General features: G+C 68.2%; 20 protein-coding genes. 8 read left to right on the top strand and 12 right to left on the bottom strand.

Annotated elements, in window-relative coordinates; all coding sequences use genetic code 11:
* The first annotated feature begins 157 nt into the window (after window positions 1-157).
* Both BN1197_RS12040 and BN1197_RS12035 read left to right on the top strand, forming a co-directional pair.
* Complete coding sequence (locus BN1197_RS12040) at window positions 158-1,474, top strand: DUF1972 domain-containing protein (RefSeq protein ID WP_052466651.1); 1,317 nt, start codon at window positions 158-160, stop codon at window positions 1,472-1,474.
* Between the two features lie 10 nt (window positions 1,475-1,484).
* Window positions 1,485-3,188: a right-handed parallel beta-helix repeat-containing protein gene (locus BN1197_RS12035; RefSeq protein WP_176489752.1), complete on the top strand. Its 1,704-nt coding sequence runs from the start codon at window positions 1,485-1,487 to the stop codon at window positions 3,186-3,188.
* Here the strand turns inward: BN1197_RS12035 and BN1197_RS12030 are convergent.
* On the bottom strand, window positions 3,148-4,671 hold the full coding sequence (locus tag BN1197_RS12030; RefSeq protein WP_040160000.1) for an O-antigen ligase family protein: 1,524 nt from the start codon (window positions 4,669-4,671) through the stop codon (window positions 3,148-3,150). The genes BN1197_RS12035 and BN1197_RS12030 overlap by 41 nt on opposite strands.
* A gap of 2 nt (window positions 4,672-4,673) precedes the next feature.
* Entirely contained in the window at window positions 4,674-5,672 is a 999-nt protein-coding gene (locus BN1197_RS12025) for a hypothetical protein (RefSeq protein WP_141397279.1), read from the bottom strand.
* Window positions 5,673-6,031: 359 nt separating this feature from the next.
* Here BN1197_RS12025 and BN1197_RS12020 point away from each other — a divergent pair, with 359 nt between their 5' ends.
* Window positions 6,032-7,801, top strand: a complete 1,770-nt coding sequence (locus BN1197_RS12020; protein ID WP_082043857.1) for a right-handed parallel beta-helix repeat-containing protein — start codon at window positions 6,032-6,034, stop codon at window positions 7,799-7,801.
* 42 nt (window positions 7,802-7,843) lie between these two features.
* Here BN1197_RS12020 and BN1197_RS12015 read toward each other — a convergent pair whose 3' ends face one another.
* Both BN1197_RS12015 and BN1197_RS12010 read right to left on the bottom strand, forming a co-directional pair.
* On the bottom strand, window positions 7,844-9,289 hold the full coding sequence (locus tag BN1197_RS12015) for a flippase (protein ID WP_082043856.1): 1,446 nt from the start codon (window positions 9,287-9,289) through the stop codon (window positions 7,844-7,846).
* Between the two features lie 103 nt (window positions 9,290-9,392).
* Window positions 9,393-10,583, bottom strand: coding sequence for a glycosyltransferase family 4 protein (locus BN1197_RS12010; protein WP_082043855.1), 1,191 nt, complete (start codon window positions 10,581-10,583; stop codon window positions 9,393-9,395).
* 75 nt (window positions 10,584-10,658) lie between these two features.
* Here BN1197_RS12010 and BN1197_RS12005 point away from each other — a divergent pair, with 75 nt between their 5' ends.
* Window positions 10,659-11,648 (top strand): glycosyltransferase family 2 protein, encoded by a 990-nt coding sequence (locus tag BN1197_RS12005; protein WP_052466648.1) that lies wholly within the window; start codon window positions 10,659-10,661, stop codon window positions 11,646-11,648.
* Here BN1197_RS12005 and BN1197_RS12000 read toward each other — a convergent pair.
* From BN1197_RS12000 to BN1197_RS11990, 3 genes are all read right to left on the bottom strand, one after another.
* The gene (locus tag BN1197_RS12000) at window positions 11,588-13,555 is read right to left on the bottom strand and encodes a glycosyltransferase (protein ID WP_082043853.1); all 1,968 of its coding nucleotides are present in this window, start codon (window positions 13,553-13,555) and stop codon (window positions 11,588-11,590) included. The two genes, BN1197_RS12005 and BN1197_RS12000, sit on opposite strands and share 61 nt — an antisense overlap.
* A 67-nt stretch (window positions 13,556-13,622) precedes the next feature.
* On the bottom strand, window positions 13,623-14,801 hold the full coding sequence (locus tag BN1197_RS11995) for a glycosyltransferase family 4 protein (RefSeq protein WP_040159988.1): 1,179 nt from the start codon (window positions 14,799-14,801) through the stop codon (window positions 13,623-13,625).
* 150 nt (window positions 14,802-14,951) lie between these two features.
* Window positions 14,952-16,016, bottom strand: coding sequence for a glycosyltransferase family 4 protein (locus BN1197_RS11990; protein WP_040160284.1), 1,065 nt, complete (start codon window positions 16,014-16,016; stop codon window positions 14,952-14,954).
* Window positions 16,017-16,184: 168 nt separating this feature from the next.
* On the opposite strand from BN1197_RS11990, the gene BN1197_RS11985 reads away from it, so the two are divergent.
* From BN1197_RS11985 to BN1197_RS11970, 4 genes are read left to right on the top strand one after another with little or no spacing between them, the layout of a single operon-like run.
* Window positions 16,185-17,501 carry a class I SAM-dependent methyltransferase gene (locus BN1197_RS11985; protein ID WP_052466645.1) on the top strand — a complete coding sequence of 439 codons (1,317 nt, stop codon included), beginning with the start codon at window positions 16,185-16,187 and terminating at the stop codon, window positions 17,499-17,501.
* On the top strand, window positions 17,498-18,322 hold the full coding sequence (locus BN1197_RS11980) for a glycosyltransferase family protein (RefSeq protein ID WP_040159986.1): 825 nt from the start codon (window positions 17,498-17,500) through the stop codon (window positions 18,320-18,322). Before BN1197_RS11985 ends, BN1197_RS11980 begins: the two co-directional genes overlap by 4 nt.
* A 1-nt stretch (window position 18,323) precedes the next feature.
* Entirely contained in the window at window positions 18,324-18,983 is a 660-nt protein-coding gene (locus tag BN1197_RS11975) for a PIG-L deacetylase family protein (RefSeq protein WP_040159985.1), read from the top strand.
* 59 nt (window positions 18,984-19,042) lie between these two features.
* A complete protein-coding gene (locus tag BN1197_RS11970) occupies window positions 19,043-20,167 on the top strand; it encodes a class I SAM-dependent methyltransferase (RefSeq protein ID WP_040159983.1) in 1,125 nt (374 codons plus the stop codon).
* A gap of 57 nt (window positions 20,168-20,224) precedes the next feature.
* On the opposite strand, the gene BN1197_RS11965 is transcribed toward BN1197_RS11970, so the two are convergent.
* The 5 genes from BN1197_RS11965 to BN1197_RS11945 all read right to left on the bottom strand — a co-directional run bounded on the left by BN1197_RS11965 (window position 20,225) and on the right by BN1197_RS11945 (window position 25,784).
* Window positions 20,225-20,863 (bottom strand): GNAT family N-acetyltransferase, encoded by a 639-nt coding sequence (locus BN1197_RS11965; protein ID WP_217991195.1) that lies wholly within the window; start codon window positions 20,861-20,863, stop codon window positions 20,225-20,227.
* Window positions 20,864-21,029: 166 nt separating this feature from the next.
* A complete protein-coding gene (locus BN1197_RS11960) occupies window positions 21,030-22,352 on the bottom strand; it encodes a glutamate-1-semialdehyde 2,1-aminomutase (RefSeq protein ID WP_040159978.1) in 1,323 nt (440 codons plus the stop codon).
* Window positions 22,353-22,456: 104 nt separating this feature from the next.
* Window positions 22,457-23,986, bottom strand: a complete 1,530-nt coding sequence (locus BN1197_RS11955; RefSeq protein WP_040159976.1) for a sugar transferase — start codon at window positions 23,984-23,986, stop codon at window positions 22,457-22,459.
* 330 nt (window positions 23,987-24,316) lie between these two features.
* Window positions 24,317-24,904, bottom strand: a complete 588-nt coding sequence (gene pth / locus BN1197_RS11950; RefSeq protein WP_040159974.1) for an aminoacyl-tRNA hydrolase — start codon at window positions 24,902-24,904, stop codon at window positions 24,317-24,319.
* 178 nt (window positions 24,905-25,082) lie between these two features.
* Window positions 25,083-25,784, bottom strand: coding sequence for a 50S ribosomal protein L25/general stress protein Ctc (locus BN1197_RS11945; RefSeq protein ID WP_040159972.1), 702 nt, complete (start codon window positions 25,782-25,784; stop codon window positions 25,083-25,085).
* Window positions 25,785-26,034: the final 250 nt, after the last annotated feature.

The raw sequence follows: 26,034 nt of genomic DNA, 5'->3' as shown, positions 1-26,034 counted from the left end.
GACCCTTGCAGAGAGCCGTTCTCAAAATGTGACCCCGTTGTGTGCATTTTCAGGTTGCTCACCGGGAGTTATCGCATACGCTCGTCCAGGACGCTCGCCCAACACGGCCACGGCGCTGCGTCGGGGGCGCGAACAGCCGAGCACACCAGGAGTCACCATGCCGCTCACCTTGATTCGGGGGCGACACCGCAAGCGGCCCACGTCGTCCCTACGTGTCGCACTGCTGGGAACGCGGGGAGTCCCCGCGCGGTACGGCGGCTTCGAAACGGCGGTGGAAGAGGTGGGTCGGCGCCTCGTCGAAGCGGGTCATGACGTGACGGTGTACTGCAGAACCGGCAATTCGAGCCAGACTCCCGAGCCTGCGGAGCACCTCGGCATGAAGCTGGTGCATCTGCCAGCGGTGAGGAAGTCCTCGCTGGAAACACTGAGCCACACCTTCTTCACGGCTCTGCACCTGCTTTTCCAGCGCCGTTACGACGCCTACGTTCTCTGCAACGCGGCCAATTCACCCGTCCTTCCGCTGCTGCGCCTCAAGGGCACGCCGATCGCGGTGCACGTCGACGGGCTGGAGTGGCGCCGGTCGAAGTGGGGGCCTGTCGGCCAGCGGTACTACCGCATCGCGGAGTCACTGTCGGTGCGATGGGCCGACGCCCTCATCGCCGACGCCTTCGGCATCCAGTGCTATTACCACGACGAGTTCGGTGCGATCACCGACGGCATCGCCTATGGGGCGCCGATTCTCGATCCGGGCTCCGACAAACTGGCCGAGTTCGACCTGAAACCCCGCCGCTATCACCTCGTCGTCGCCCGGTTCGAACCCGAGAACCACGTCCACCTCATGATCGAGGGCTACCTCGAGAGCGGGGCCGAGGATCCGCTCGTCGTCGTCGGCTCTTCGCCGTACAGCGATACCTACGTCGCGAGGTTGGAGGCGCTCGCCGCGAGGTCCGACAAGGTGCATCTCGTCGGCGGGGTGTGGGATCAAGCGCTTCTCGACCAGCTGTACGCCAACTCCCTCACGTACCTCCACGGCCATTCGGTGGGTGGCACCAACCCGTCGTTGTTGCGTGCGATGGGTGCGGGCGCTCACACCATCGCCTATGACGTGGTGTTCAACCGCGAGGTCGCCGGGCCCGACGCCGACTACGTCACCGACGTCGCCGGCGTCGCGAAGGCCGTCGCCGCAGCCGAGGCCGATCGTCAGCGCGCCACAGCCGCCGGCCGGGCACTCAAACGACGCGCCGAATCCCTCTACCAGTGGGATGCCGTCGCCGACGACTACGCCCGCCTGTGCGCCCGCCTCGCCGACGGCGCCAGCCAACGCGGTCTCTACACCGGCCACCGCTCCCCCACCTCACCCTGGCGCCGCGGCCGCACTCCGGTGATCGAGGTGCCTGAGACGCGTGCGGTGGGCCCTCGACCGAGCCTCTCCGATGTCGGCAGTCGGACGACGTCGCAGCCGACGAACGTGTAGCCCGCCCATCGTGACTGCGCTGCTCAGAGCCAGACGGGTCGATGTGATGCTGGCCGGCATGGCGGCCGTCATCGCGCTCGTCACGTCCTGCAGCCCGGCTGGCCCGGGCGGCGGAACACCGCCCCCCACTATCTCGCAACCCCCTCCGGTCGGCGATCCCTCAAGCCGTGTCGGATCGTTACAGGTGGGACAGGCAGGCTATCCGGTACCTGAGGGCGCCCTGTTCGTCGACGCGGTGCGTGGCAGGGACAGCTCCTCTGGAGACTCGAAGCACCCGTTCCGCACCATTCAGGGCGCCCTCGACCGAGCGCAGAACGGCCAGACGGTCGTGGTCCGTGAGGGGGAGTACCACGAGACCATCTACGCCAATACGGCCGTCGTGATCCAGAACGCGCCTGGTGAGGCCGTGTGGCTCGACGGGTCCCGAGAAGCTCTCGAGTGGACGCAAGACGCGGACGGCTGGTCGACGCCGATGCCGGCCGTTCTGGACCGCGAGATCGGCCCCGACAACGGCGATCCCTACGTCTCCGCGAGTCACCCCGCCGCTGCCGAACCCGAGATGCTCTTCCGCGACGACACGCAGTTGCGCCAGGTCCTGTCACGCGACGCCCTCGGCGAAGACTCGTTCATGGCGGATCGTCGGCGAAAACGCCTCTACATCGGTGGTTCGCCACAGGGGCATCGATGGCGTACCGCTGCACTGGCTCAGGCGATCGTCGTCTCCTCTCCCGATGTCACCATTCGAGGGATCGGAATCCGGCGTTACGGCAACTCCGTTCGCACGCAGGGGGCCGTCTACTTGGCTCGCCGCGGTGACCTTGTCGAGGACGTCGTCATCGAAGACGTGGCGACGACCGGCCTGACGTTCTACAGCGAAGGGAATGAAGGCACGGGCACAGCGCGCCACGTCACCGTCCGACGCGCGGGCCTTATGGGCATCGGAGGAAGCCAGGCCGACCACCTCCGTATCTCGGGTGCACTCGTCGAGGAAGCCAACTCCGAACGCTTCAACGCCACGCCCAACTCGGCAGGAATCAAGGTCACGAGCAGCAGGGGCGTCATCATCCAGGACACCACCGTGCGCAACTCGTTCGATACGACGGGGATCTGGCTCGACGAATCCGTGGTGGGGTTCGGCGTCGACCGCAACCGGGTGGTCAGCAACGGCATCACCGGGATCAGCGCCGAACTCTCCTCCCACGGCCGCATCGCCGACAACATCGTCCGGGACCACGAGTTCGGCGTCGTTCTGTACAGCTCCGGCGACATCGACGTCCTCGGCAACTCCATCAGCGACAACACCGGTATCGATCTCGATCTGCGGCAGGATCACCGTCGACAGAACGACCCCCGCGCCAACGGCCACGATCCACGCTTTCCGCCCGGTGACACGACGAATCCTTGGCTGGTGCAGAACGTGCGCATTCGCTGCAATGTGCTTGGCCCCGGGCCCGCGCAGACCCGGCTGCGCGCCGTCGATCTTGCCACCGGCATTCCCGCCGACCATATGGGGATCAGCGTGAGCGGCACGACGTTCGTCGTGGGCGGAGGCACGACAGTGGCGCAGTGGGGTACCGGTGATCAGCAGAGAACCCGCGATGTCGCCGGGCCCGGGGACCTACCCTCCGCCACCGGCGAACGGGCCAACGTGGTGGCATCTGCCACCTCTTCGCCTAAGCCCTGTAACGCGCACGACGGTGGCTCGTCGAACTGAGCCTCAATGGATCGCGCTCTCGATTCCGCCAGACCTCGGCCAACGCGAGAACCGTGGCCATCAGCAAATAGAACGGCTCATACCCCAGCTGCGTCTGAAAGGACGAGGTGAGGGCCAGTACGGCGAGCGTGCCCAGACAGGCGAGTGGAACTGCTCGGTGCGATGGCTTTGCCTCGACCGTATCGCGCGCCAGCACGAGAATGGACAGGCCGAGAATCAAGAGACTGAAGACTCCTGGCAAGCCGAAGTACATGACCAACCCCAAGTAGGAGTTGTGGATGTAGTAGCGGATCGCAAAAACTTCGATGTTCAGATTCTCGGGGAACCAGGGAACGAACGCTCCATAGGGGCGCGGAAATCCGATCCCCCACACGGGATTCTCGGCGATACGTGATAATGCCTTCACATTTTCGACCAGCCGCTGCTGGTAACTATCGTCCTGCAGGACATCGGAGTCGCCTGCACTCAAGAACCGAGCGGCCAGACTCCTCGCGTAATCACCGAGCAGCCCTGACGCACCGAGCGTCAATGCCGCAACCAGAGCAAGGGCCGCGGCTGCACCCCGTCTGGCCAGTGCCCACGGAATGGCACGACCTGAGCGCATGAATGCGGGCAGGAAGATGACCGCAGCGATGAGAGGCAACCACGTACTTCGCGTCAGCGAGGCACCGATTCCGGCAACCATCGGGATCAGCAGAGCGAGCGCCCTCCACCTCGAGCCGTTGCGGTAAGGGATGAAGCCCATCACCACCAGGAGTATTCCCAGAATCGAGAGACGTTGGACCGGCGCATCGATCCGCAAGGAGGTGTCTTTGACACCCCGGGTGAAATAGGTGTCGACGACCACACCGAGCTGAGGAGCGTATCCGGCCGCAGCCGCCACCACGAGAATGAGGCTGCCGGCGGCAGCAACGTAGACGATGTCGTGAGCGAAAGTCCGCAGTCGGCGCCCGTACGTGATGCGGAACAGCACGTACGCGGACAGCGCGGACAGCGCGAGCAACGCATCGGACGCCGTACCTCGGGCGTTGCCCAACGCGAGACCACGAACCACACCGAAGACGGCCACACCGAGAAAAACGACCAGAGGCACGACGAACAGCGAGCTCGCCCTCAGGTCGATCATCGGTCTGCCCCTTCGCCGACAGCGCACCATATGTCCGAGCACCGCCAAGAACACGATCACGTCTGCGAGATCGACCTGAAACCCGGCCACGCGCCTGGACGCGCCTATGGTCGCGAACGGGCCTGCCCAGAGGAACAGCGCCGACACCGACGCCACGCGGGGGTGGACGGCGCATGCGGCGAGAAACAGGAGAGCCGCCAGCCCGATGAAGGGCAGCGGTGATGCGAGGGCCAACGACGTGAACGCACCCACTCCCAGCGCACAGATCGTGCCGACGAACCAGTACTGGTCGCCGATTCGAGCGCGGACCTGTCCCGCCGGCGCCTCGACGTCCTCAATCCCCCCTGGCGCGGACATCGTCAGCGACGAGGCCGGCGTCGGTCGACCACCGCGACGACCGGCCCTGTGATGCCGCTGACCACTGAACGGCAGTCACTCGCCACGGTCGGCCTATGTGCTTGTTCCGGAGCGATCATGACCACAGCCCCCGCCAAGCCGCCCAGCTCTACTCCGTCGGCAGCAGCAACGGGCCCCATCGGCACGACTTCCCGCGAGCCGTCTCCCAGCGCCCGCTGGAGACTTTCGGCATCCTCGTGAGATACCGAGTCGGTCAACCCGACGAGGCCGATAGGCCCATGCGACAAACCGGGACGCAATCGGTCGGCGGCGTATTGCCATTGTCGTGCGCGATGTGAAGCGCGACCGACAAGGTCCGCCGCCACGGGCACGCGGAAGGTGTTTTCGAGCTCGTCCCAATCCGCTTCCACGAATTCGGCCCCGCGCTTCATCAGGAAAAGAACCGCAAGCGACCCCAGCAAACCGATAGCCGCGCCCGCCAATGCTCCCACCGCCGGGGTGATCGGACTCGTCGTGGGCGGGGTGGGCTGACCGTTGGGCACAACGGTCAGGAGTGGACGCCCTTGGCTCGCATGCGGCCCGGCTTTGGGCAACTGGGAGGCGAATTCATCGATCGCCGCCTCGAGGGCGGCCGTAGCTGCACGTGGATTCGGAGCCGAGAACGACCAAGAGAGCACGGACGAGTCGATACTGCGTTCTACTGTCAGGCCAGCCTGGACCTGCTCGGGAGTCAATCCCGATGCCCCAGCCGCCTTGTCGACGATCTGCTGGCTCTTCGCCTCTTCGGCATAGGCGGGCATCATCATGAAGATGGTTGCCGTCAAGCCCTGGAGAACAGTCGGGTCGGTCGTCTTCGGGTCGGCAGTGACGCTCGTCGAGGCCGTCGTCGTATAGCTAGCCGGCCGCATCGCCACCGCGACGGCCCCCAACAGAGCACACACGACGCTCGCGACGACGACCACCGCGATCAAGCGACCGCGCCGACCCTGCATCGCTTGCATATACGCTCCCTGCATCGAGGTCATCTCCGAGGACCCGAGGCCCCCCGCCGCCATAGCACTGTACGACACGGACATGATCGGTCGTCCAGTTCGCAGGGGCGTACCGCTTCCGCCGCCGTGGTACCAGAATTTCTTGTGCGCCGTTACCGAAGCCCGAGTTCGAAGACCGGCCAAGGAAAGCCCCGCGGCAGGAGATCGTGACATCGCGGCGATGCCTCCACACACCGCCGGGCACCGCTCAGAGTGACTCCATCGTGGCCGATGGATATACGCGTCGAGCGCATCCCTCTCGTTCCCGTCTCGCGAACGTGCACTTGGCCCCTGCCGCTCTTCCTGCCACGCCCTCAAGGGGAACCCCCATGTCGATTCGCTTCGTCTTCGCTGCACCCTCGTTGGCCCTGTCCATCGCTCTGTCCTTCACCTGCGCAGGGCCGGCGCAGGCCGCGCAAGCCGCCCCTGAGACCGTGGCCGCGATCTCTGGCGTCACAGCGCCCCCGACGCGGGGTTCGCTACCCGTGGGGTCCGCGACGTACCCCGTGCCTGCGGGCGCCGTGTTCGTCGATCCGGCACGCGGTAACGACGCGGGCTCCGGCACGCAGGCAACCCCCTTGCGCACTATCTCGCGTGCCGTCGACGTGGTCCGCGCGGGCGGCACCATCGTTCTGCGCGGAGGTGAATATCGCGAACGGGTGTTCATCGGCCGGCCCGTGACCCTCCAGCCTTACCCCGGCGAAACAGTCTGGTTTGACGGCAGCGACAAGACGAGCGGCTGGCGCCAGGTCGACGGGCGCTGGGAGACGCGCTACTCCGTCAGGTTCGACCACACGACCCCCGGCGGCAGCGACGCCTTCGTCGGTCCTCAGAACTCCATGGCGGCATGGCCTCAGATGGTCTTCGTCAACGGACGCAGGATCACTCAAGTCGCCTCGAAGCCGAGTGGCGAGCAGTTCGCGGTGAACGAATCCACCGGCAAACTCATTCTCGGCTTCGACCCGGCCGGCAAGGACGTCCGGGTCACCACCAGGCAGCAGGCTCTGGTCGTCGGAAGCCCGGACGTCACACTTCGCGGCTTCGGCGTCCGACGCTTCGGCAATTCGGTCACGACGTACGGGGCGGTCTATATCGCTCGTCCGCGCACACTGGTCCAGAACGTCGTCGTCCAGGACGTCGCCACGACGGGGATTACGCTGGATAGTGACGGGGCGACGGGTTCGGGACGACTGGACCACGTCACAGTCGACCGCGCAGGCATGCTGGGCGTCCACGGCCGGTGGGCCGACGGGGCAGTCATCGCGAACAGCGTCATCAAGAATTCCAACTTCGAACGCTTCAACAACCTGCCGACGGCGGCGGGCATCAAGATCGGCCAGAGCCGCGGTGTCACCATCGACAACAATCGTGTGTCGGACTCCTACGGAGCGACCGGGATCTGGATGGACGAGTCCGTCGTGGGCTTCAAGATCGTTCGTAATCAGGTGGGCGGGAATGGCTGCACCGGCATCGCAGCAGAGCTTTCCTCGGACGGCCTGGTCGGCAGCAACCATGTCGTCGGCCATCAACAAGGCATCATCCTCTACAACACCGAGCGCACTCGCGTGGAGAACAACACTCTGGGCTACAACTCGATGTCGGATCTCCACATGGTGCAGGATTGGCGACGCCAGTCCGTCGTGAACACCATCGGGCATGACTCTCGGTATGCGGCCGGCGACACGACGAACACCTGGATCCTTCGCGACATCACAGTCAACAACAACCTCTTCGGCGGTGACGGTGATCAGAAGTCGAACTTCCAGGTATACGTCGTGGATCGGAATACGGGCCGAAGCGCGGACGAGATGAACATCAATTTCACGGGAAACGCGTTCACGCCCAGGCGCCAATCACGCGATCCCCTCGCCATCGCCTGGGGGAACGCCGATCGAACAACGACCGACTATGACTCCGTCGAGCAGTTCCAGAAAGCGAAGGGTCGGCCGGCCTCGAACCTGAGCCTGTCGGTCACCGGGTTCGGCGAAGGAATGACCGAGGCCCGCTGGAACCCGCTGGCAGTGCCCGTGTCGCAAAGCCAGAGCTCAACCTACGGCGCACCGGTGGGCATGCGCGCGATAGGTTCTTTCACCGGCTGAGGGTGGCCGCTGAGCGCACATGAAGGCGCCTGCCCGCTGCCGTCAGGGATGTGACGGCCCTTCGGACAGCTCACGCAGTTTCGTGGGCGTGACGACCCCGCTGAGGTAGGCCACGAGGAAGAACGTCGCCGCGACGACTACCCCACGGACCACCCACGGAAGCACGGGAGCCGTCACGTACTCGACGCCGAGCGCCAAGGCCAGGGCTCCGATGAGGACAAGGAAGTCACGCCAGGGCCAGAACCCGGGGCAGCGACGACCCAACCGGATCAGCGCGAGCGTCAGCCCGAGCACTTCGGTGACGGCAAGGGCCGCCGCCGCGCCGCTCGCAGCCCAGCGCGGAATGAAGAGCGCGTTGAGCGCGATGTTGAGGGCCAGCGTGCAGGTGTTGAGGTACGCGAGGAACCTCTGCGTATGACCGGCCACCAGGGCCGTCGAGACGAGCATGCCCGCCATCGATGTCGCGGTCGACACCCAGAGAAGGGTCAGCGGCAGCGATGAGATCTCGACGAAATCCTCCGAGCCGAGCAGACGGATGACGTCGGCGTTGAACGGCCACAACAGGAAGGCGATCGGAAGACACAGAGAGAGGATGACGGCCATCGAGATGCGCAGGACTCGTCGATAGCTCTCGTCCGATGTCGCTGCAGCCGTGGCAAACCTCGCGACCAGCACCGAGGTGAGTGCAAGACCGATCACGGTCACGTTCATGGCAATGCGATAGGCGAAGTTGTAGGCACCCGCCTGGACGACCGTGCTGAGCTGCACGATCATCACACCGTCGATCTGGAAGTACAGTCCGGCGATGACGGTGATGTACGTGAGCGGCAACGCCTCACGAAGAAGACCCGTCATCTCGCGGCGGCTCCACACGCGCCGAAACGGCCCGTGTCGTCGGCCCCACAGGTGTGAGACGAGTCCGCGCGTCAGGGGAGCGGCGAGCTGAGCCACGAAGAACAGTTCGATGCCCGCGCCGCTCGACACCGCGATCACCACGATGAGCAGGGAGAGGACGCGGCCCGAGATGTCCGCCCACGAGATGCCCGCGAAGTCGTCACGGGTCTGCGCGACCGCGTTGTAGGTCGCCGCCCAGGCCGTACCGAACAGCCCTACCGAGAGGATGAGGATCCCTTCGAACGCGCCCGTTCCTCGATAGCCGAACCAGCCTGCGAGGATCGCGCCTAGGACGAGGACGACGGACAAGCAGAACGACAAGGCCTGAGCGATTCCCACCGTTCGGTGCAGATCCGCACCCGCGGCGACTCGTCGGACGACTATCGTCCCGATCCCCAGTTCGGTGAACGCCTCGAAAGTGCCGATCAGTACCAACGCCGCACTGAGGACGCCGTAGCCCTCGGTGCCCAAGTAGTTCGTGGAGATCTTGACCTGTACGAGGGTGAAGAGGATGCCCAGACCTCTGGCGCCGACGAGGTTCGACAATCCCCTGAGGAGTCCGCCCCCATGGGACTTCTCGGGTCGTGACGCCATTCCACCTGTTCCTCACGCTCAGCGGTCTCCACCTTACGTCCGGGCTGCCGCACGTCCCGGACCGCCGTGCCTCATGTGACGGTCACGGAGGCGCCCGTCCTCGTCACCAGAGCGCAGAGAGGGCTTGCGAGAGGGTGCGCCGGAAGGCACGGGGTTCATGCCTCTCGACGCTGATCCTCGAGTCCCGGGCCGCGGCTGCGCGTGCGTCTTCCCACCGTTCGACGATGTCACGGACGGCATCGGCGAGGGCCCCCACGTCGCCGGCGGGCACGTAGGTGACCGAGTCCAGGCCCTTCCCGGCTTCACGTAGACCCTGTTGGGCTGCGGCGATGACCGGTCGTCCGGCGGACACGGCCTCCACCAGGACGTTGCCGAAGGACTCGTCCCATCGCGATGGGATGAGGCAGAGGTCCGCGGCCGCCAGAAAGGGCCCGACGTCCTCGTGGAAACCGCGAAACCGCACGCGATCGGCCAGGCCCAATGCCGTCGATCGTGCGCGGATCCGTTCGAAGAAGGGTTCATACCCGGGGAAGACGTCCCCCACGACGTCCAATGTCACGTCGAGGCCACCGGCGACGAGGCTCCCGACGGCCTCGATCGCGAGGTCGACGCCTTTGCGTTCCGATACCCGCCCCACGTAGATCAGCCGAACCGGGCCGACGAGATGCGGGCGGGTTTCGGCGGTCACTCGTGGGGGCGGCACAGGATTGAGGATCACCGTGGAGGGCGGCAGGGGTCCGATCGCATCCGATGCTGCGAGCCGCCGGGAGGTCTCGCTGTTGCAGACGATGAAAGTGGCCGCACGCATGGCGGTCGCCAGAACTCGACGCAAAGCCGCCGCCCTACCTGCCTCCGCTTCGTGGACATGTACGACGACGGGGACGCGGGCAAGGCGCCCCAGCACGCTCCAGGCCACGAGCGTCGACGTGTTGACGTAGACGAGGGCGGGTCGCACCTGCCGGAGGAGCGAGACCATGCGGGGCAGAGTCCGAATGGCGACCGCCCCGAATCTCACCAGCCCTGCCGGCGACAGGTAACTGCGTCGAAGGACCGGAGAGGGGACGACCATGGTCCGCGCTCCGGATTCACGTGCTCGGGTGAGCAACGGGCCGTCCGCCCCGGCAGCCACGACCACGCGCGTGCCTGCGTCCACGAGTGCCGTGACCACCTCCGCGAGCACCCGGTCCGAGCCGTACAACTCGGCGCTACCCGAGACGACGAGAGCGGTGCGAGGAGCGTTCGGTCGCGACCGCTCACGCCCTGGCCGTGCGAGGCGACGTCCTGTCACTGCCATAGACTCATCATGCCGTAGCCATGGGGATGCTGGTCTGCACCGTACAGACCCGCCAGATCACCTCTGGAGCCGTACGTGACCACGATCTGCGTCGCCGTCCTGACGTACCGGCGGCCCGCCGGCCTCACTCATCTGCTCACCGACCTCGTGCCGCAACTCGACTCTGCTGCGAGGGCAGGGTGGAGACCCTCGGTGGTCGTCGTCGACAACGATCCAGACGGCTCCGCGCGAGACACCGTGGAAAGGTGGCGATCCGCAGGCACCGGGGGCGGGCAGGCTCTCGATCTGCGCTACGTGCACGAGAGCACGCCCGGCATCGCGGCGGCGCGCAACCGCGCTCTCGCGGAGTCCCGTTCGTCGGACCTCCTCGTCTTCATCGACGACGATGAGACCCCCTCCCCCGACTGGCTCGTCACGCTCGTCAAGGCCTGGAAGTCATCCGACGCGGACGCCGTCGCCGGGCCGGTACGCCCCGTCTACACCACGCAGACGGCCGACTGGATTCGTCTCGGCCCCTTCCACGATGCTCCATCGTTGCCGGATGGCGCCCGCATGAGCCACGCCGCGAGCGGAAACCTGCTGCTCGACCGTCGCGTCGTCGAGCGGGTCGGTGCAGAGTTCCCGCAGATCGGCACACGCGGTGGTGAGGACAGCTACTTCACCCACGCCCTGACCGACGCCGGCGCGATCATCCGCTGGTGCGAGGCCGCCGTCGTCACTGAGACCGTGCCCACCGACCGCGCGACCGCCAGGTGGGTGACCACACGTTCCCTCGGCAACGGGTTGACGTGGGCGGCCGTCCTCACCTCGCGCGAGGCGGGTCGCGGCGCGCCGCACTCGCTCACGCGGCGTCTCGCCACGACGGGCGTCGGAGCCGCCCGCGTCGTGGCCGGTCTGGGAACCATGGTCGACGCCGCGGCCCGCCGCTCACACGGGCGTCTCGGCCTCGGTGTTCACCGCGCCTCCCGGGGGGCGGGGATCGTCGCCGGCGCCTGGGACTGGGTCTACGACGAGTACGCCCGCCCCGGCACGCGCCGGTGGCGACGGGAGAGCGCATCCCGATAGGCCGCGAGGTGGCCCGCGGCAGAGACGTCCCAGTCACGTCCCCGCAGATCGGGCATGGTCCCGGGCAGGTCTGCGACCGCGGCCATCGCTCGCACCAGATCGTCGGCGTCGAGCTCGCCCTCGTACATCTGCACCCACGCGGGCCCGACCTCGGCGGCGACTGCCTCGTTGGCCTCGTTGCGCGGCACGAGAGCGGGCCGGCCCAGACTCAACGCGGTGAGCAGCGAACCCGAATTGTGCATCTCCTTGTAGGGCAGCACGACGAGAGCGGCCTGCGTGCACACCCGCACGACCTCCTCGTCGTCGAGGTAGCGAAACGTCGTCCTCGCCCTCACGTCGTGGTCGAGGATTCGCGTGATGTCATCCTCCAACTCGGGCGACGACGCCTTGCCGGCGATCTCCAGCGTCCACTCGGGATGGGTGTCGCGGGTCTCGGCGAAAGCCGAGGCGAGCGCCTCGACGTTCTTGTACCGGCGCACCATGCCGAAGTAGGCGATGCGACCGGGCACGCTCTCCTCGACGGGCAGCACACCGAACCAGTCGCGGTAGTGCCCGTGCAGGACGGTCGAGTGGGGCCCCTCCGGTGTCGGAGTGGTCGCGCTGATGAGCACACGTGAGGTCGTCATGCGGTCCATCGCGAGGATGAGCGCCTTCTTCACCGGATCCATGCCGCTCGGCAACGCGAGGTTGTGAACCGTGCGCACGATCGGGATGCGCTTCGCCGCGAGCACCGCCAGCCAGGCCGCCGCCGCCACTCGCTTTCCCGCGGCTTTGAGCGGCGTCGTCGCGGCGAACACGTCCTCCGGCCAATGCGAGTGAACGACGTCGTAGTCGCCGCGCAACGCCGTACGCCACGTGAAGTGCAGGACACGCACCTCGCCGGTCTCCTCCAGCGAGCGATCGTGCAGCTTCACGTAGGGGTTGTGGAACGGCAACGGCTCGATGTACGTCATCAGCACCCGCAGCGGCCCCTCGGTTCCGGCGGACGACGCGGATACGCCGGGCGCCCCTCGCGGCCCCCACCGACGTGACAGCCCGTCCCGCACCCCCGCAAGAGCCGCCCACAGTCCGCTGCGTGATCGGACGAACTGCCGCCGACCACCCCGCAGGAGAACCTCCCGCGCCTGCAAGAGCGAACCCGCCTGCCAGCGTCGCCGCGCCGCCGGGGTGAGGTGCGCCTGCGCGTATCGAAGCCGGTTACGCACGTTGTAGTAGTAATAGAGGTCCGACTTGGCCCGGGCACCGCCCTCGCCGTGCGTCGATCCCTCGTCGTGCACGGCGGTCACGTCCTCCAGCACGCGCAGCGCACCGCCCGCCTCGCGAATACGGCGGGACAGGTCGACGTCCTCCCAGTACAGGAAGTAACTGTCGTCGAACCCGCCCACCGCACGCCAGAGCGTCGCCGACAACATGAGACAGGCGCCGCTCAGCCACGGCTCGATCCCCGCCTCCCCGAGCCGTTCGGGCCCGACCATCGTTCCGTCGCGCACGTCCAGGCCCGCTCCGGCGAACCACACCGCCCCGCTCGTCGTGACGACCCGCGGTGACACCGCGGTCATCGGCGAGTTCTCGACGGCCCGCTCCAACGCTGCCAGTGCCGAATCGTCCACCACCGCATCCGGGTTGAGCAGCAGCACACGCCCCGCACCGTCGTCGAGCGCGGTCGAGACGCCCGCGTTCATCCCGCCGCCGAAACCGAGGTTGGTCGGGCTCAGCACCGCCCGCCACCCGTGGGCAGCACAGATGCGGGCCACGTCGTCCGCGTTCTCACCAGTCGTCCGGTTGTCGACGACGACGACCCGCACGTCCGGTCGTGCCGCCGCCAACGGCACGAGGTTGCGCTCGAGCAGACCGGTCGGCCCGTAGTTCACGACCACGACGGCGGTGTGCCCTCCAGAGCTGGTCATGTCGATTCGATCCTCTCGCCGATCGGTGGTTGCAGAGGGGCGGTGCGGTCGCAGCCGGCGTGTCGAATCACCATGTGACCGGTGTCGATTCGCAGCGGAGGCCGAGGGCGGTCAGCACCCGCCTCGCGACGGCGGGCCAGGTGAACTCGGCCGAACGGGCTCGCCCCGACTCACCGAAGGCGCGCGCGACCTGCGGATCGCACATCCGCCGCATGGCGTCGACGAGCCCGGCTGCATCGGTCGGAGCGACGGTCATCCCGCCCCCACCGATGAGGTGCGGTGCGCCGCCGGCCCTGCCGCCGATGGTCGCCATGCCGGCGGCGGCCGCCTCGAGATAGACGATCCCCGCAGCCTCGAACCGTGACGGAACGACCAGGCACGTGCTCGCGCCGAAGAGAGCATCGAGCCGCGCCGACTCGGCGGCATCCGACAGCCGTAGCCGGCCATGACCGGTGACGCCGGGCTCGTCGACGCGTGGATGCCCGCCGACGAGATCGAGCGTCGCCTCGGGAGCCGTTTCGCGGATGACTCGAAAGGCACGAACGACCAGGTCGCCGTTCTTGCGGGCCCAGTCGTTGCCGACGAAGAGGAATCGCGGCACCGACCAGTCCCGGCCGTCGGGCGACGCCTCGTGATTGCAGCCCAGGCCGATCGCTCGCACCTTCGCTGCCGACACTCCGTAGTCGCGCCGCATGGACTCCGCGGCCCACGGTGTCGCCGACAGCACGGCCGTGGCCCGCCGGTAGACCGATCGTTGGCGTTCGACGCGTCGGGAGACCTGCCGTTCGGTGAGCTCGCCCCACTGGTACTGGTCGTGCTCGACGGCTTGGCGCACCGTCATGTCCTCGAACGTCGCCACGCGCGGGTGGCGGATCGTGTACGCGCTCCCCATCTGCACCACCGCGTCCACCCCGCGATGGGCGAGCAGGCCGCTGCGGGCGTAGAGGGTCCCCGTGGATCCGAACTCGGCGGTGAACGGGGCGGCGCGTCGCGACTGACGCAGGGACTCCTTGACGGCCTCGACAGTGGGCGCGGCCGGGCGCGCGGACATGAGGGCCACGACATCGCGAGCCACCCGAGCGACCCGGCCTCTGGCTGCGCCGGCGATCGTGACCACGTCGATCCCCTCGGCCCGAAGACCGCCGACGAGGCCGTACGGGGTGCCCGACCATTCCTCCGGGTTCGACGGGTCACCCTCACAGACGACGGCTACCCGCGGAGGCGCGAGAAGGGGGGAGTGAGGCACGCCACGCTCCCCTTTCTGCACGAACGACGGTCCTGGCCGCGGGCGGGCACCGCGCGGGCGCGACTGAAACCTAACGCATCCCGCACGACCACATCGACCCGTCGGCGTTGATCGCCGCAAAAAGCCGCATGCCTCGAGTGCTGCTGTCCCTCAACGGCTCACACAGGCTCGGATCACCCTGTCGAGGTCGGCGGCCATGTGCCGGGTCGTGAAGCGCTCCTCGACCCGGCGCCGCCCCTCACGCCCCATCGCGGCCGCACGATCGGGCTCGGCGAGCAACTCGGCGATCGCCGCGGCCATCGCGCCGGAGTCCTGAGCCGGTACGAGCAGACCGGTCACACCGTGCTCGACGTAATCGGACAGCCCGGGGTTGTCCGTCACCACGAGCGGCCGCGCCGAAGCCATCGCCTCGAGGATCACGGTGAGGCCCGACCCCTGTCGCGTCGGTGCGAGCGCCAAGGCCACGACCGTTGCTCGCTGGTAGCACTCCTTGACGGCGTGATCCATGCGGCGACGGTGGATGGTCGTCCACTCCGCGGGCAGCTCCACCGGGAGGGTCGTGGCGATCTCGGCGGTCGTCCCGGGGCGCTGTTCATGCACACGGCGCAGTGCGGTGGTCAGGGTGTCGTAGTCGCGCATGCGGTCGTCCCCGACGGAGAACACGCGATCGGGAACCGCGGCGTGCGCAGAAGGCGTGAAGTGCTGCTCGTCGATTCCGAGCGTGACGAAGTGGACCTTCTCCGCAGGCACCCGAAAGTCGTGGACCAGGGGCTCGAACATGGCGGCACATTCCACGAACACGCCGGCGGCCCGATCGAGGGCCACCTTCGCCACCGCTCGATGGACGGCGCTCATGGCGGCCGGATCCTCCATCCAGGCGATACCCGTGACGACGGGGGCGCGGGTGGGCATCAACGCGGCCGGAACTCCGTTGCGCTCGTCCATGCAGAGGACGACCTCGGCGCCACGGCGAGCGCCCTCCCACGAACGTGTGAGGGCGGCGACCGGCTGCAGACCCCACAACCGTCCCGCGGCGATCTCGGACACGCGACGCACCGGGCCGTCCGCCAGGGCATGGGAGAACCGCACCCGATGTCCGTGGTCCTCGAGGTGGTGGAGCCCGTACGGAGTCGAATCGGCGGCGAGCCCCGCCGCATGCCTCGCCCCCCAGGACGCGGCGTCGACATCTTGCGACAGTTCGACGAAGACCCGCATCACAGCACCCTAGTCATGCAGAGGGTGCATCCGGGGCCCAAGGGATGCAACGTCGACCAAACATTCGGACGTCCGACTAACATGGTCGGTGACCCACCGGGTCGGGCCTCGCCCGGCGATGTCTCGAGCTCAGGGTCAGGGGCCGAGACACCGGTGCCGTACAGGGGGATGCATGTGAACGCAGGTTCCGAACTATCGTGTCGTGTCTGCCGGGCGTCGTTGACCCGCACGTTCGTGGATCTGGGGTCTGCGCCGCCGTGCGAGGCGATCCTCAGCCCTGAGGCGGCGGAGCAGGGCGAGGTCGCCTATCCGTTGCACGTGCGGGTCTGCACCGAGTGTCTGCTCGTGCAACTGCCCGAGGTGCTCCCGGCCGATGAGATCTTCACCGACGAGTACCCGTACTTCTCGTCGTTCTCGACCTCCTGGATCGAGCACGCGCGACGCTACGTCGAATCGATGCGCCAGCGTCTCGGCCTGACCTCGGATTCGTTCGTCGTCGAGGTCGCGAGCAACGACGGCTACCTCCTTCAGCACGTCGCGCAGGCCGGCCTCCGCTGCCTCGGCGTCGAGCCCACCGCCAACACCGCCGCCGCGGCGCGTGAGAGGGGCATCGAGACCGAGGTCTGCTTCCTCGGCCGATCAAGCGCGACCGACATCGTCGAGCGCCACGGCCGGGCCGATCTCGTCGTCGCGAACAACGTCTACGCGCACGTTCCCGACCTCGACGACTTCACCGGCGGACTCGCGACACTGCTGGCCGAGGACGGCACGTTGACGATCGAGGTGCCGCACCTCATGAGACTCATCGAGCTGCGCCAGTACGACACGATCTACCACGAGCACTTCCAGTACTACACGTTGCAGACCATCGCCCGGGCCCTCGCCCTCGGCGGTCTGGCCGTCACGGACGTCGAGGAGCTGCCCACCCACGGCGGGTCGCTCCGCGTCTACGCCCAGCACGACGCGCACGCCTCGGAGCCGTCTGCCGCCGTCATCGACCTGCTCGCCCGCGAGAAGGCCGCCGGGCTCCACGACCTCGAGGGACTCACGGGATTCGAATCCGCCGTGCACTCGGTCAAGCGCGACCTGCTGCGGTTCCTTCTCGACGCGCAGGAGCAGGGCTTCACCGTCGCCGGCTACGGCGCACCGGGCAAGGGCAACACGATGCTCAACCACTGCGGTATCGGCCGCGACCTGCTCGCCTTCACCGTCGACATGAACCCGCACAAGCACGGCAAGTTCCTCCCCGGCAGCCGCATCCCCGTGCTGGCGCCCTCGGCCATCGACGAAGCCCAGCCCGACTACGTGCTGGTGCTGCCCTGGAACCTCCGGGAAGAGATCATGCGGCAACTCGCGCCATCGGTGTCGAGCTGGGGCGGCAAGCTCGTCTTCGCCGTTCCCACCCTCGACATCGTCGATCCAGCCAGTACCGCGGTCGCCGCGACGAGTCCTGTCGCGCCAGTGATTCAGGAGGTTGCGCGATGAAGGTCGTCCTCTTCTGCGGCGGCTTCGGCATGCGGATGCGCGAGGGCGCCGAAGACATCCCCAAGCCCATGGCCATGGTCGGCGACCGGCCCCTCATCTGGCACGTGATGCGCTACTACGCCCATTTCGGCCACCACGAGTTCATCCTCGCGATGGGATTCGGCGCCAAGCACATCGCGCGGTACTTCCTCGACTACTGCGAGGCGTACTCCAACGACTTCGTCATCGACCGCGGCAGCACGAGCTACCTGCAGACCGACGTGGCCGACTGGAAGATCACGTTCGCCCACACCGGGATCGACACCCCGATCGGCGAACGGCTGCACCGCGTCGCCCACCACGTCGGCGACGACGAGATGTTCCTCGCCAACTACGCCGACGTGCTCACCGACGCGCCACTCGACGCGATGATCGACGAGTTCGCCTCGGGCGACGCGTGCGCCTCGATGCTCGCGGTGCCACCACAATCGGCCTTCCACATCATCGATGTCGACGGGGGCAACACGGTGCGCGGCATCAGCTCGGTCTCCGACCTGCCGATCCGCGAGAACGGCGGCTACTTCGTCATGCGGCGGGAGATCCTCGACGAGTTGCAGCCCGGCCACGACCTCGTCGGCGACACCCTCACCCGACTCTCGGCCGCGGGACGGGTGGCGGCCTATCCCTACGACGGGTTCTGGATGCCGGCCGACACGGTCAAGGAACGCACCGTGCTCGAACAGCTCGCCACGAGCGGCGCCGCGCCCTGGCAGTTGTGGCGCGACAACGGCACCCTCGCCCCCACGCAACCCGCCGCCGCGCCACTCCTCTCGGGGCGCTGAGATGCTGCCACTCATCGCCCAGCGATCCACCGGGCCCCGCCGGGTCCTCGCCGTGGGCGCCCACTGCGACGACATCGAGATCGGCGCCGGCGGCACGTTGCACACGTGGGCCCGGTCGAACCCCGACACCGAGTTCACCTGTGTCGTGCTGACGTCGACCCCCGAACGCGCCGCCGAATCCCGAGCCTGCCTGGCCGCGCTCATGGCTCCCGCTCGTGTGGACGTCGTCGTCCACGACCTGCGCGACACCCGGCTGCCGGCCGACTACGACGCGGTCAAGGACATCCTCGCCGAGCTCTCCCGCGAACCCTGGGACGTCGTCGTCACCCACCAGCGGCACGACGCGCACCAGGACCACCGACTCCTGGGAGAATTCGCACCCACCGCGTTCCGGGACCACCTCGTGCTGCAGTTCGAGATCCCCAAATGGGACGGCGATCTCGGCACCTCACGCGCCAACGTCTACCAGCCACTCACCGAGCAGGCCGTCGCTGCCAAGTGGGCGGCTCTCGACGAGCACTACGTCAGCCAACGGGGCAAGGACTGGTGGGATGCCGAGACGTTCTCCTCACTCGCCCGTCTGCGCGGCATGGAATGTCGGCATCGATACGCCGAGGCGTTCCGTTGCGAGAAGGTCCTGCTCGGCTCGCCGTTGTTCTGATGCATCACCCGACGCCCGTACCGATACATCGCTCATCGTCGGCCGTTCCAGGAGGACTCATGGATCCGATCCCCGGTGAGGCCCTCACCTCGTGCCGCATGTGTGGCTCGACCGCGCTGACGCAGGTTCTCGACCTCGGGGCTCAGGCTGCCTGTGACAACTTTCCGCCGGCGGACGACCCGCAGCCCGACGCGAGGTGGCCGCTCGCGCTGACGATGTGCGGCGCCTGCCGTCTCGTCCAACTCGACCACGTCTCGCCACCCGAAGAGGTCGCCCGCGCTGTCGAGAGCGAGACCCTGCGCCGACACGCGCACGAGGTGACCGAGCGCATCCTCGATCGGCTCGATCTGCCGGAACGACCCCGGGTGCGGGAGTTCTCCAGCCATCACGGCGGCTCGTGGATCGGTGCGTGGACAGCGCGGGGCGCCCAGGAGGTCACGCGGGAGGCCGACGTCGTCATCGACAACCAGTCGATCATCCACTCCGAGACTCCTGACGCCGACCTCGCCGAGCGGGTCGCCGCTCTCGCCGACGGCGGGATGCTCGTCATCGAGTTCCACCACGCTCTAAGGCAACTCACGGGCGGGCAGTTCGACACCGTGCGCCACGGGCACCCGCTGTACTTCTCGCTGCACTCCTGGTCGGCGGCCTGCGAGCGGCACGGCCTCACCGTCGTGGACGCGTGGGCCGAGGACGTGTTCGGCGGGTGCCTCCTCGTGGCCGCCCGTCGGGGAGGCGCACCGAACGACGCCGTTCGGCAGATCCTCGACGACGAGATCGACGCCGGCGCGACCACGCCACAGGGGTACGAGCGCCTGCGAGAGCTGACGGCGAGCGTGCGCGCCGAGCTCGTTCGTCACCTCGAGGACGCGAAGGGCGCGGGCCACACAGTTGCCGCGTACGGAGCGGGCTCGAAGTCGTGCACGTTGCTCGGCGCCACCGGCATCGGTCCCGACCTCTTGCCGTACACCGCCGACCTCTCCCCCGCCAAGCACGGCCGCCGCATCCCCGGTGTCGGGGTGCCGATCGTCGGCCCGCAGGATCTCGTCGACCGTTCTCCGGACGAGGTCGTCATCCTCACCTGGGACATCGCGGACGAGGTCATCGCACAGCTGCGCCGTTCCGGTCTCGAGACGACGTTCGTCGTGCCGCTGCCGCACGTGCGTGTCGTGGGCTCGAGCTGAAGAGGCACCACCGCCGACCGATGTTTCGGTACAACCCATGCGCGTCGCCGGCTCAACTCACAGCGCCTGCCATGGGCCCATGGTGCGCCACGCCCCCGGACGGGCTGCGGCCCACCGTTGCGCGGTGAGACCGAAGAGGTCGTAGTCGACCAGCTCTCCCTGCACCTCGCGCCATTGCGGGATCGTCGCGTCGTGCGCGAACCCGCCCAACCTCAGGAACGGTCGTGGCAGCGGGTTGGCGACCGCCACCGGCGCATCGATGCGCCCGAGATCGAGCACGTCGAACAGCCGGTCGAAGACGAACCCCAAGCCGGCGGCGGCGCCGCGCGTCACCTCCCGCGGTTGGTCCGGTGCGAGCCACAGCCCGATCTCGCAGGTGCGGCCGCCACGTCGTAGGTGCCAGAGGTGGAGCTCCCCGATGAGTCCCGCGGGTCCGACCAGAGCGAGGCACGCACCCGTGCCCCGACGGAGCCGGAGCGTCCACTGCCGCAGGTGCTCTTCGAACGCGATGCGGTCGGCCACCCGCTCAGGATCGGATCCGAGTGACCACCACCGCCCCATCCGATCGTGGTTGGCGCGCATCGCCCGCATCCACGCTTCGGCGTCCTCACGCCGGATCGGGCGAACGAGGACCTCGCCGCCTCGGCCCGAGCCGAGTCCCTCCGCGAGCCACTCCTCGTGACGGGAGGCGGCCACGGCGCGAAAACGGCGCGCCCGAACCACCCACGCCGGTGGGACCATCGCTCGCCATCGCCCTCGCGCGCTCGTCACAACTCCGCTCCTCCGGCCGCGTTCTTACCCGCCGTAGGGCGGGCGCATGCTCCGACGAGTCGGTCGACCCACGACTCGCCTCGCCACCGCCTCACGCCCGCCTGCGAAACACCGGCTTGACCGACGGACCTCCGAGGTCGGCGCTCGCGTCGCCACGTTCGAGGGCAGCGGTGTAGACGGGCGCAGCGGCCCTGACCGCCTCCACCGTCTGCGCGATGTCGGCCTCCGTGAGCGCCGCGCTGCACACGAACGACGGGCCCACGACGCCGTGAAGGATGAGCTGCCGCATGAACAGGGTGCGGAACGGCTGCGAGGGCAGATGGTCGCCGTCGAGGGTGGCGAACACGAGGTTGCAGTCGCGACCGAGGATCTTGAGGTGCTCGGCGAGTCCGGCGTCCTCGATGACCGGTGTCAACGCCTCCCGCAACGCGCGACCGTTGGCAGCGATGCGCTCGGAGACTCCCTCGGCCCGGTGCACCTCGATCGTCGCCATGAGCGCGGCGAGGCCGGCCGACTCCGCGCCGTGGGTCGTCGACAGGAGGAAGACGCGGTCGTCGTCGGTGTCGAGCCCGCCGAGTTCCATCACCTCACGGCGTCCGGCGAGTGCCGAGACGGCGTAGCCGTTGCCGATGCCCTTGCCGAACGTGCAGAGGTCTGGAACGGCTCCGGCGAGGGCGTGGGCGCCCTCGAGCGCCCACCGGAACCCGGTGATCATCTCGTCGACGACGACCAGGGCGCCGTGCTCGTGGGCCAGGTCGACGAGATCGCGCAGGTAGTTCTCCGGCGGGACGAGGGCACCGGACTCCGCCTCGAGCACGAGACATGCGATGCGGCCGGGATGCGCCTCGAACAACGCCCGCACTGCGCCGAGATCGCCGTACGGAAACCCGACCGTGAGCTCGCGGATCGCACGCGGGATGCCTGCGTCCATCGCCGTCGTGCCGATGAACCAGTCGTCGGTGGAGAAGAACGGCTGGTCGGTGCAGACCGCGACGACGTCGCGACCGGTCTGGGCGCGCGCGAGCTTGACCGCCGCGGTCGTCACGTCGGAGCCGTTCTTCGCGAACTTCACCATCTCCATCGTGGGCACCGCCGCCAGGAACGCCTCGGCGGCCTCGAGTTCCAGCATGGCCGGACGCACGAAGTTCGTGCCGAGGCGGATCTGCTCGCACACCGCCTCGGTGACCCGGGGGTGGGCGTGGCCGAGGATGACCGAGCGCAGTCCCGAGCCGTACTCGATGTACTCGTTGCCGTCGACGTCCCAGACCCGCGCGCCCCGCCCACGAGCGATGATCGGTGCACAGTCGAGCGGGTACTGGTCGGGCCCCTTGGCGTAGGTGTGAGCACCGCCCGGCACGAGGGCGCGCAACCGCGCAGCGGCCTCGACCGATCCGGCGTATCGGCCCGCACTCATCGCGCTCCCCCCTCGACGCTCCTGCGGTTCACCCCGGCATGCTGATCCGGACGGCGAACCGGTGTCGTGGGCAGCATTGAACCAGCCCCGCCCGGCGCGACGGGTCAGTAGGCCCCGGATCCACGGATGACGGCGTGGAAGGTGCGAAGAAGGATGCGCAGGTCGCCGATGGGCGACCAGTTGTCGACGTAGCGCAGGTCGAGGCGCAGGGACTCCTCCCAACTCAGATCACTGCGGCCGCTCACCTGCCACAGGCCCGTCATGCCGGGGCGCACGTGCAGGCGGCGCAGGGCGTCGGGCTCGTACTGCTCGACCTCGGCCGGCAGCGGCGGGCGAGGACCGACGAGCGACATGTCGCCGTTGATGACGTTGAACAACTGCGGCAGTTCGTCGATGGAGTACCGACGCAGGAACGCGCCGACCTTGGTGACGCGCGGATCGTTCTGCATCTTGAACAGCACGCCGTTGCCGTCGCTGCGCGCCTGTAGCGCGGCCAACCGCGCCTCGGCGTCGACGACCATCGTGCGGAACTTGTAGATCTCGAACACCTCGCCGCGGATGCCGACCCGCTTCTGCCGGAAGAACACCGGGCCGGGATCGGTGAGCTTGATCGCCAGCGCGGCCACGATGAGGATCGGCGAGAGCGCGAGCACGAGTAGCGCGGCGAGGGTACGGTCCATCAACTGCTTGAACAGGATGGTGCGCGTGCCGGCCGCCGGGCGCTCGATGTGCAGCAGCGAGAGGTCCGACGAGGGCCGGATCGACAGCCGCGGGCCAGCGACGTCGAGCAGACCGGGGCTGACGATGAGCTCGATGCCGCGCTCCTCCAGCGCCCACGCGAGCCGCCGCAGCGACTTGCCGGCGAGGTCGGGGTGGGAGGCGACGGCGACGACCTCGGCGCCGGCACGGTCGGCGACGGCCACCGCATCACGGGGCCGGCCCGCGACCGCGACGCCCTCGATGGACGGCACCATGTTCCAGTCCCCGTCGAGACCCGACGCGCACACCGAGACCGGCATGAGCCCCTGTGCGGGCTCGCTCTTGATGCTGCGGACGAGAGAGGCCACCGCGTCGGCGCGGCCGACGACGACCGTGCGCTGCATGAGATCGCCGCGCATGCGACGCCCGGTCAGCCACCGGCGCATGACGAAACGGGTGAGCAGACCACCGACGAACAGCACCGGCAACAGGATGAGCACGTACAGGCGGGCGAGCAGCACGTTGAGGATGAACGCCGACACCGCCAGCACGGCGAGCATGCCGATGACCGCACGGGTGACGGCGCGGTACTCCTCCACGCTCACCCCGAGATAACGGCGTTCGTACGCGTTCGACATCGCGAGCGCCAACACCCACACCGGGGGAACGAGAAGGCTGACGAGCAGGTACTGCCACTGCACGGCCTCGCCGAAGCGCAGCGTCGCGGCGAGGATCGCCGCCAACACGCCCACCGCCACGTCGCAGGAGATCACCCGCGCGAGGTACTTGGCGACCCAGGAGGGAGTCGAGGGCACCCGCGCCGCGGTGGCACCGAGGGTAGGAGCGAACGGCAGATCACTCGGCGGCACCGACACTCGGTCGGGACGCTTGCCGTGTCGGACTCGCTGGGCGCGAACGCGCGACTCGGAGGTCACTGTGGATCCCTTCGACAGGTCGGGAGATGGTGAGGTCCGGACGACGTCGGTCGGTCTGTGCGGTCGAACGTCGTCGCCACTCGAGAAGGAACGTCGGCCCCCCGCCGGCCCCCTCGACGGGCACCGCACCAGCCGATGCCGACAACCCGCACATCACGAATTGTTACAGACGACACGCGAATCGGCCAACCGTCCAAGTACGTATGTGCGGATTCATCCGATTTGCGGCGCAGAAATGTCCGAGGTGCGAAGAGTGCGGAAATACTGGTCGATCGAGACCGGATGAGAGGCCCACCGCTCCACGGCCGGAGCCTTGTCGTGGGCCCGTGATCAGGAATGAAAACGCTGCTGAGCTGCGAGAAGGCCGTCGAGAACGACGGACTCGGCCGCGTCTGCCGCCGTGTCGACGACGAACGGCAGCACCTTGCGTTCGCTGGCCGAGAAGTCGCGCAGCACGTGGTCGGCCGGATCCATCCGACCGGGCGGCCGACCGACACCCACGCGAACACGCAGGTAGTCACGCGTGCCGATGCTCTTGGTGATCGATCGCAGCCCGTTGTGGCCGCCCTCGCCCCCACCCTTCTTGAGGCGCACGTCGTCGAACGGGATGTCGAGCTCGTCGTGCACGACGACGAGGTGGTCGGGCGTGAGGGAGTAGTACTGCAACAGCGCGCTCACCGGCCCGCCGGACTCGTTCATGTAGGACTGCGGCGCCGCGACGACCACCTTGGGCCCCGGCATCCCACCGGGGAGGATGCCGAGACGGAACTCCGCCACCTGGGACCTGGTCTTGTGTCGCGACAGTGACGCACCCCCGCGGCGAGCGAGCTCGTCGACGACCATCGCACCGACGTTGTGACGATTGCCCGCGTAGGAGGGCCCGGGGTTTCCCAACCCCACCAGCAACCACGTGTCCATGCCCGCAGCCTACGGGCGACTCCTCGGCCCGCTCGGACAGGCGTTCCGATCCCAGGGTGAAAACGCCTGTGCGAGCGGGACGGGAGGCCGCGTGCACAGACGACGGCGGGCCCGCTCCGAAACCGGAACGGGCCCGCCGTCATGGGTCCAGGCCTGGGCGATGCCTGGGCGCGCGACGTCACTCCTTGTCGGAGGACTCCTCCTCGCCCTCGGCGGGAGCGGCCTCGCCCTCGGCGGACTCGGCCTCGGCGCCCTCGGCGACCTCCTCCTCGCTCTCCTCCTTCTCGATGCCGGCGTCGGCCTCGGCGGCCTCGAGCTCGGCCTCGAGGGCCTCGGCGGAGATGGCCTGCGTGACGTTGACGACGAGCAGCTCCGGGTCGCTGACGAGCGTGACGCCCGCCGGCAGCGTGACCTCGGAGGCGAGGATCTGCGTACCGGCCGCGGCGCCCTCGACGGAGACCTCGAAGTTCTCCGGGATGTTCGTGGCCTCGGCCTCGATCTCGAGAACGCTGTTCTCGGTGGTGACGACGGTCTCGGGTGCGGCCTCACCGGTGACGGTGACGGCGACCTCGACGGTCACCTTCTCGCCGCGGCGCACGACGACGAGGTCGACGTGCTCGATGATCGGCTTGATCGGGTCGCGCTGCACGTCCTTGACGAGCGCGAGCTGCCGCTTGCCGCCCTCGATCTCGAGGTCGAGAAGGGCGTTGCTGACCTTGACCGCGAGCATCGTCTCGTGGCCCGGCAGGGTGAGGTGCACGGGGTCGGTGCCCGAGCCGTAGAGCACGGCGGGGATCTTGTGGTCGCGGCGGATGCGGCGGGCGGCGCCCTTGCCGAACTCGGTGCGGATGGCGGCGGCGATCGTGGCGTTGTCGGACACGAGAACTCCTCGGGAGGCGGGGCATCCCGCAGAGCGGGGATGCGGGTCACGGATGCGGCGGCCTCGACGCGGGGCGCGGCACGAAGAGACGGCACACGCGTGAACGCGGAGCGCCGCCGCGTCGATCACGGCACGTGGACGAAAGTGACGACCGGCCCGATACCGCAAGCGGTCGGGGATCCTCTCGTGTCACGGCCCTCGCCGAGGCAACGCCCTCATCCTACAAAGACACGCACGGTCCAGAGAAATC

Source organism: Mobilicoccus massiliensis (assembly GCF_000826525.2).
GTDB lineage: Bacteria > Actinomycetota > Actinomycetes > Actinomycetales > Dermatophilaceae > Mobilicoccus > Mobilicoccus massiliensis.
Note: the sequence above shows the minus strand (reverse complement) of the source record. Positions and strands in the feature narration are given on the sequence as shown.

Bases quoted from the DNA above. Each gene is read 5' to 3' on its own strand.
- BN1197_RS12040 (WP_052466651.1), top strand. From the start codon at position 158: ATGCCGCTCACCTTGATTCGGGGGCGACACCGCAAGCGGCCCACGTCG.
- BN1197_RS12030 (WP_040160000.1), bottom strand. From the start codon at position 4,671: ATGTCCGCGCCAGGGGGGATTGAGGACGTCGAGGCGCCGGCGGGACAG.
- BN1197_RS12025 (WP_141397279.1), bottom strand. From the start codon at position 5,672: ATGCAAGCGATGCAGGGTCGGCGCGGTCGCTTGATCGCGGTGGTCGTC.
- BN1197_RS12020 (WP_082043857.1), top strand. From the start codon at position 6,032: ATGTCGATTCGCTTCGTCTTCGCTGCACCCTCGTTGGCCCTGTCCATC.
- BN1197_RS12015 (WP_082043856.1), bottom strand. From the start codon at position 9,289: ATGGCGTCACGACCCGAGAAGTCCCATGGGGGCGGACTCCTCAGGGGA.
- BN1197_RS12010 (WP_082043855.1), bottom strand. From the start codon at position 10,583: ATGGCAGTGACAGGACGTCGCCTCGCACGGCCAGGGCGTGAGCGGTCG.
- BN1197_RS12000 (WP_082043853.1), bottom strand. From the start codon at position 13,555: ATGACCAGCTCTGGAGGGCACACCGCCGTCGTGGTCGTGAACTACGGG.
- BN1197_RS11990 (WP_040160284.1), bottom strand. From the start codon at position 16,016: ATGCGGGTCTTCGTCGAACTGTCGCAAGATGTCGACGCCGCGTCCTGG.
- BN1197_RS11985 (WP_052466645.1), top strand. From the start codon at position 16,185: ATGCATGTGAACGCAGGTTCCGAACTATCGTGTCGTGTCTGCCGGGCG.
- BN1197_RS11980 (WP_040159986.1), top strand. From the start codon at position 17,498: ATGAAGGTCGTCCTCTTCTGCGGCGGCTTCGGCATGCGGATGCGCGAG.
- BN1197_RS11975 (WP_040159985.1), top strand. From the start codon at position 18,324: ATGCTGCCACTCATCGCCCAGCGATCCACCGGGCCCCGCCGGGTCCTC.
- BN1197_RS11970 (WP_040159983.1), top strand. From the start codon at position 19,043: ATGGATCCGATCCCCGGTGAGGCCCTCACCTCGTGCCGCATGTGTGGC.
- BN1197_RS11960 (WP_040159978.1), bottom strand. From the start codon at position 22,352: ATGAGTGCGGGCCGATACGCCGGATCGGTCGAGGCCGCTGCGCGGTTG.
- pth (WP_040159974.1), bottom strand. From the start codon at position 24,904: ATGGACACGTGGTTGCTGGTGGGGTTGGGAAACCCCGGGCCCTCCTAC.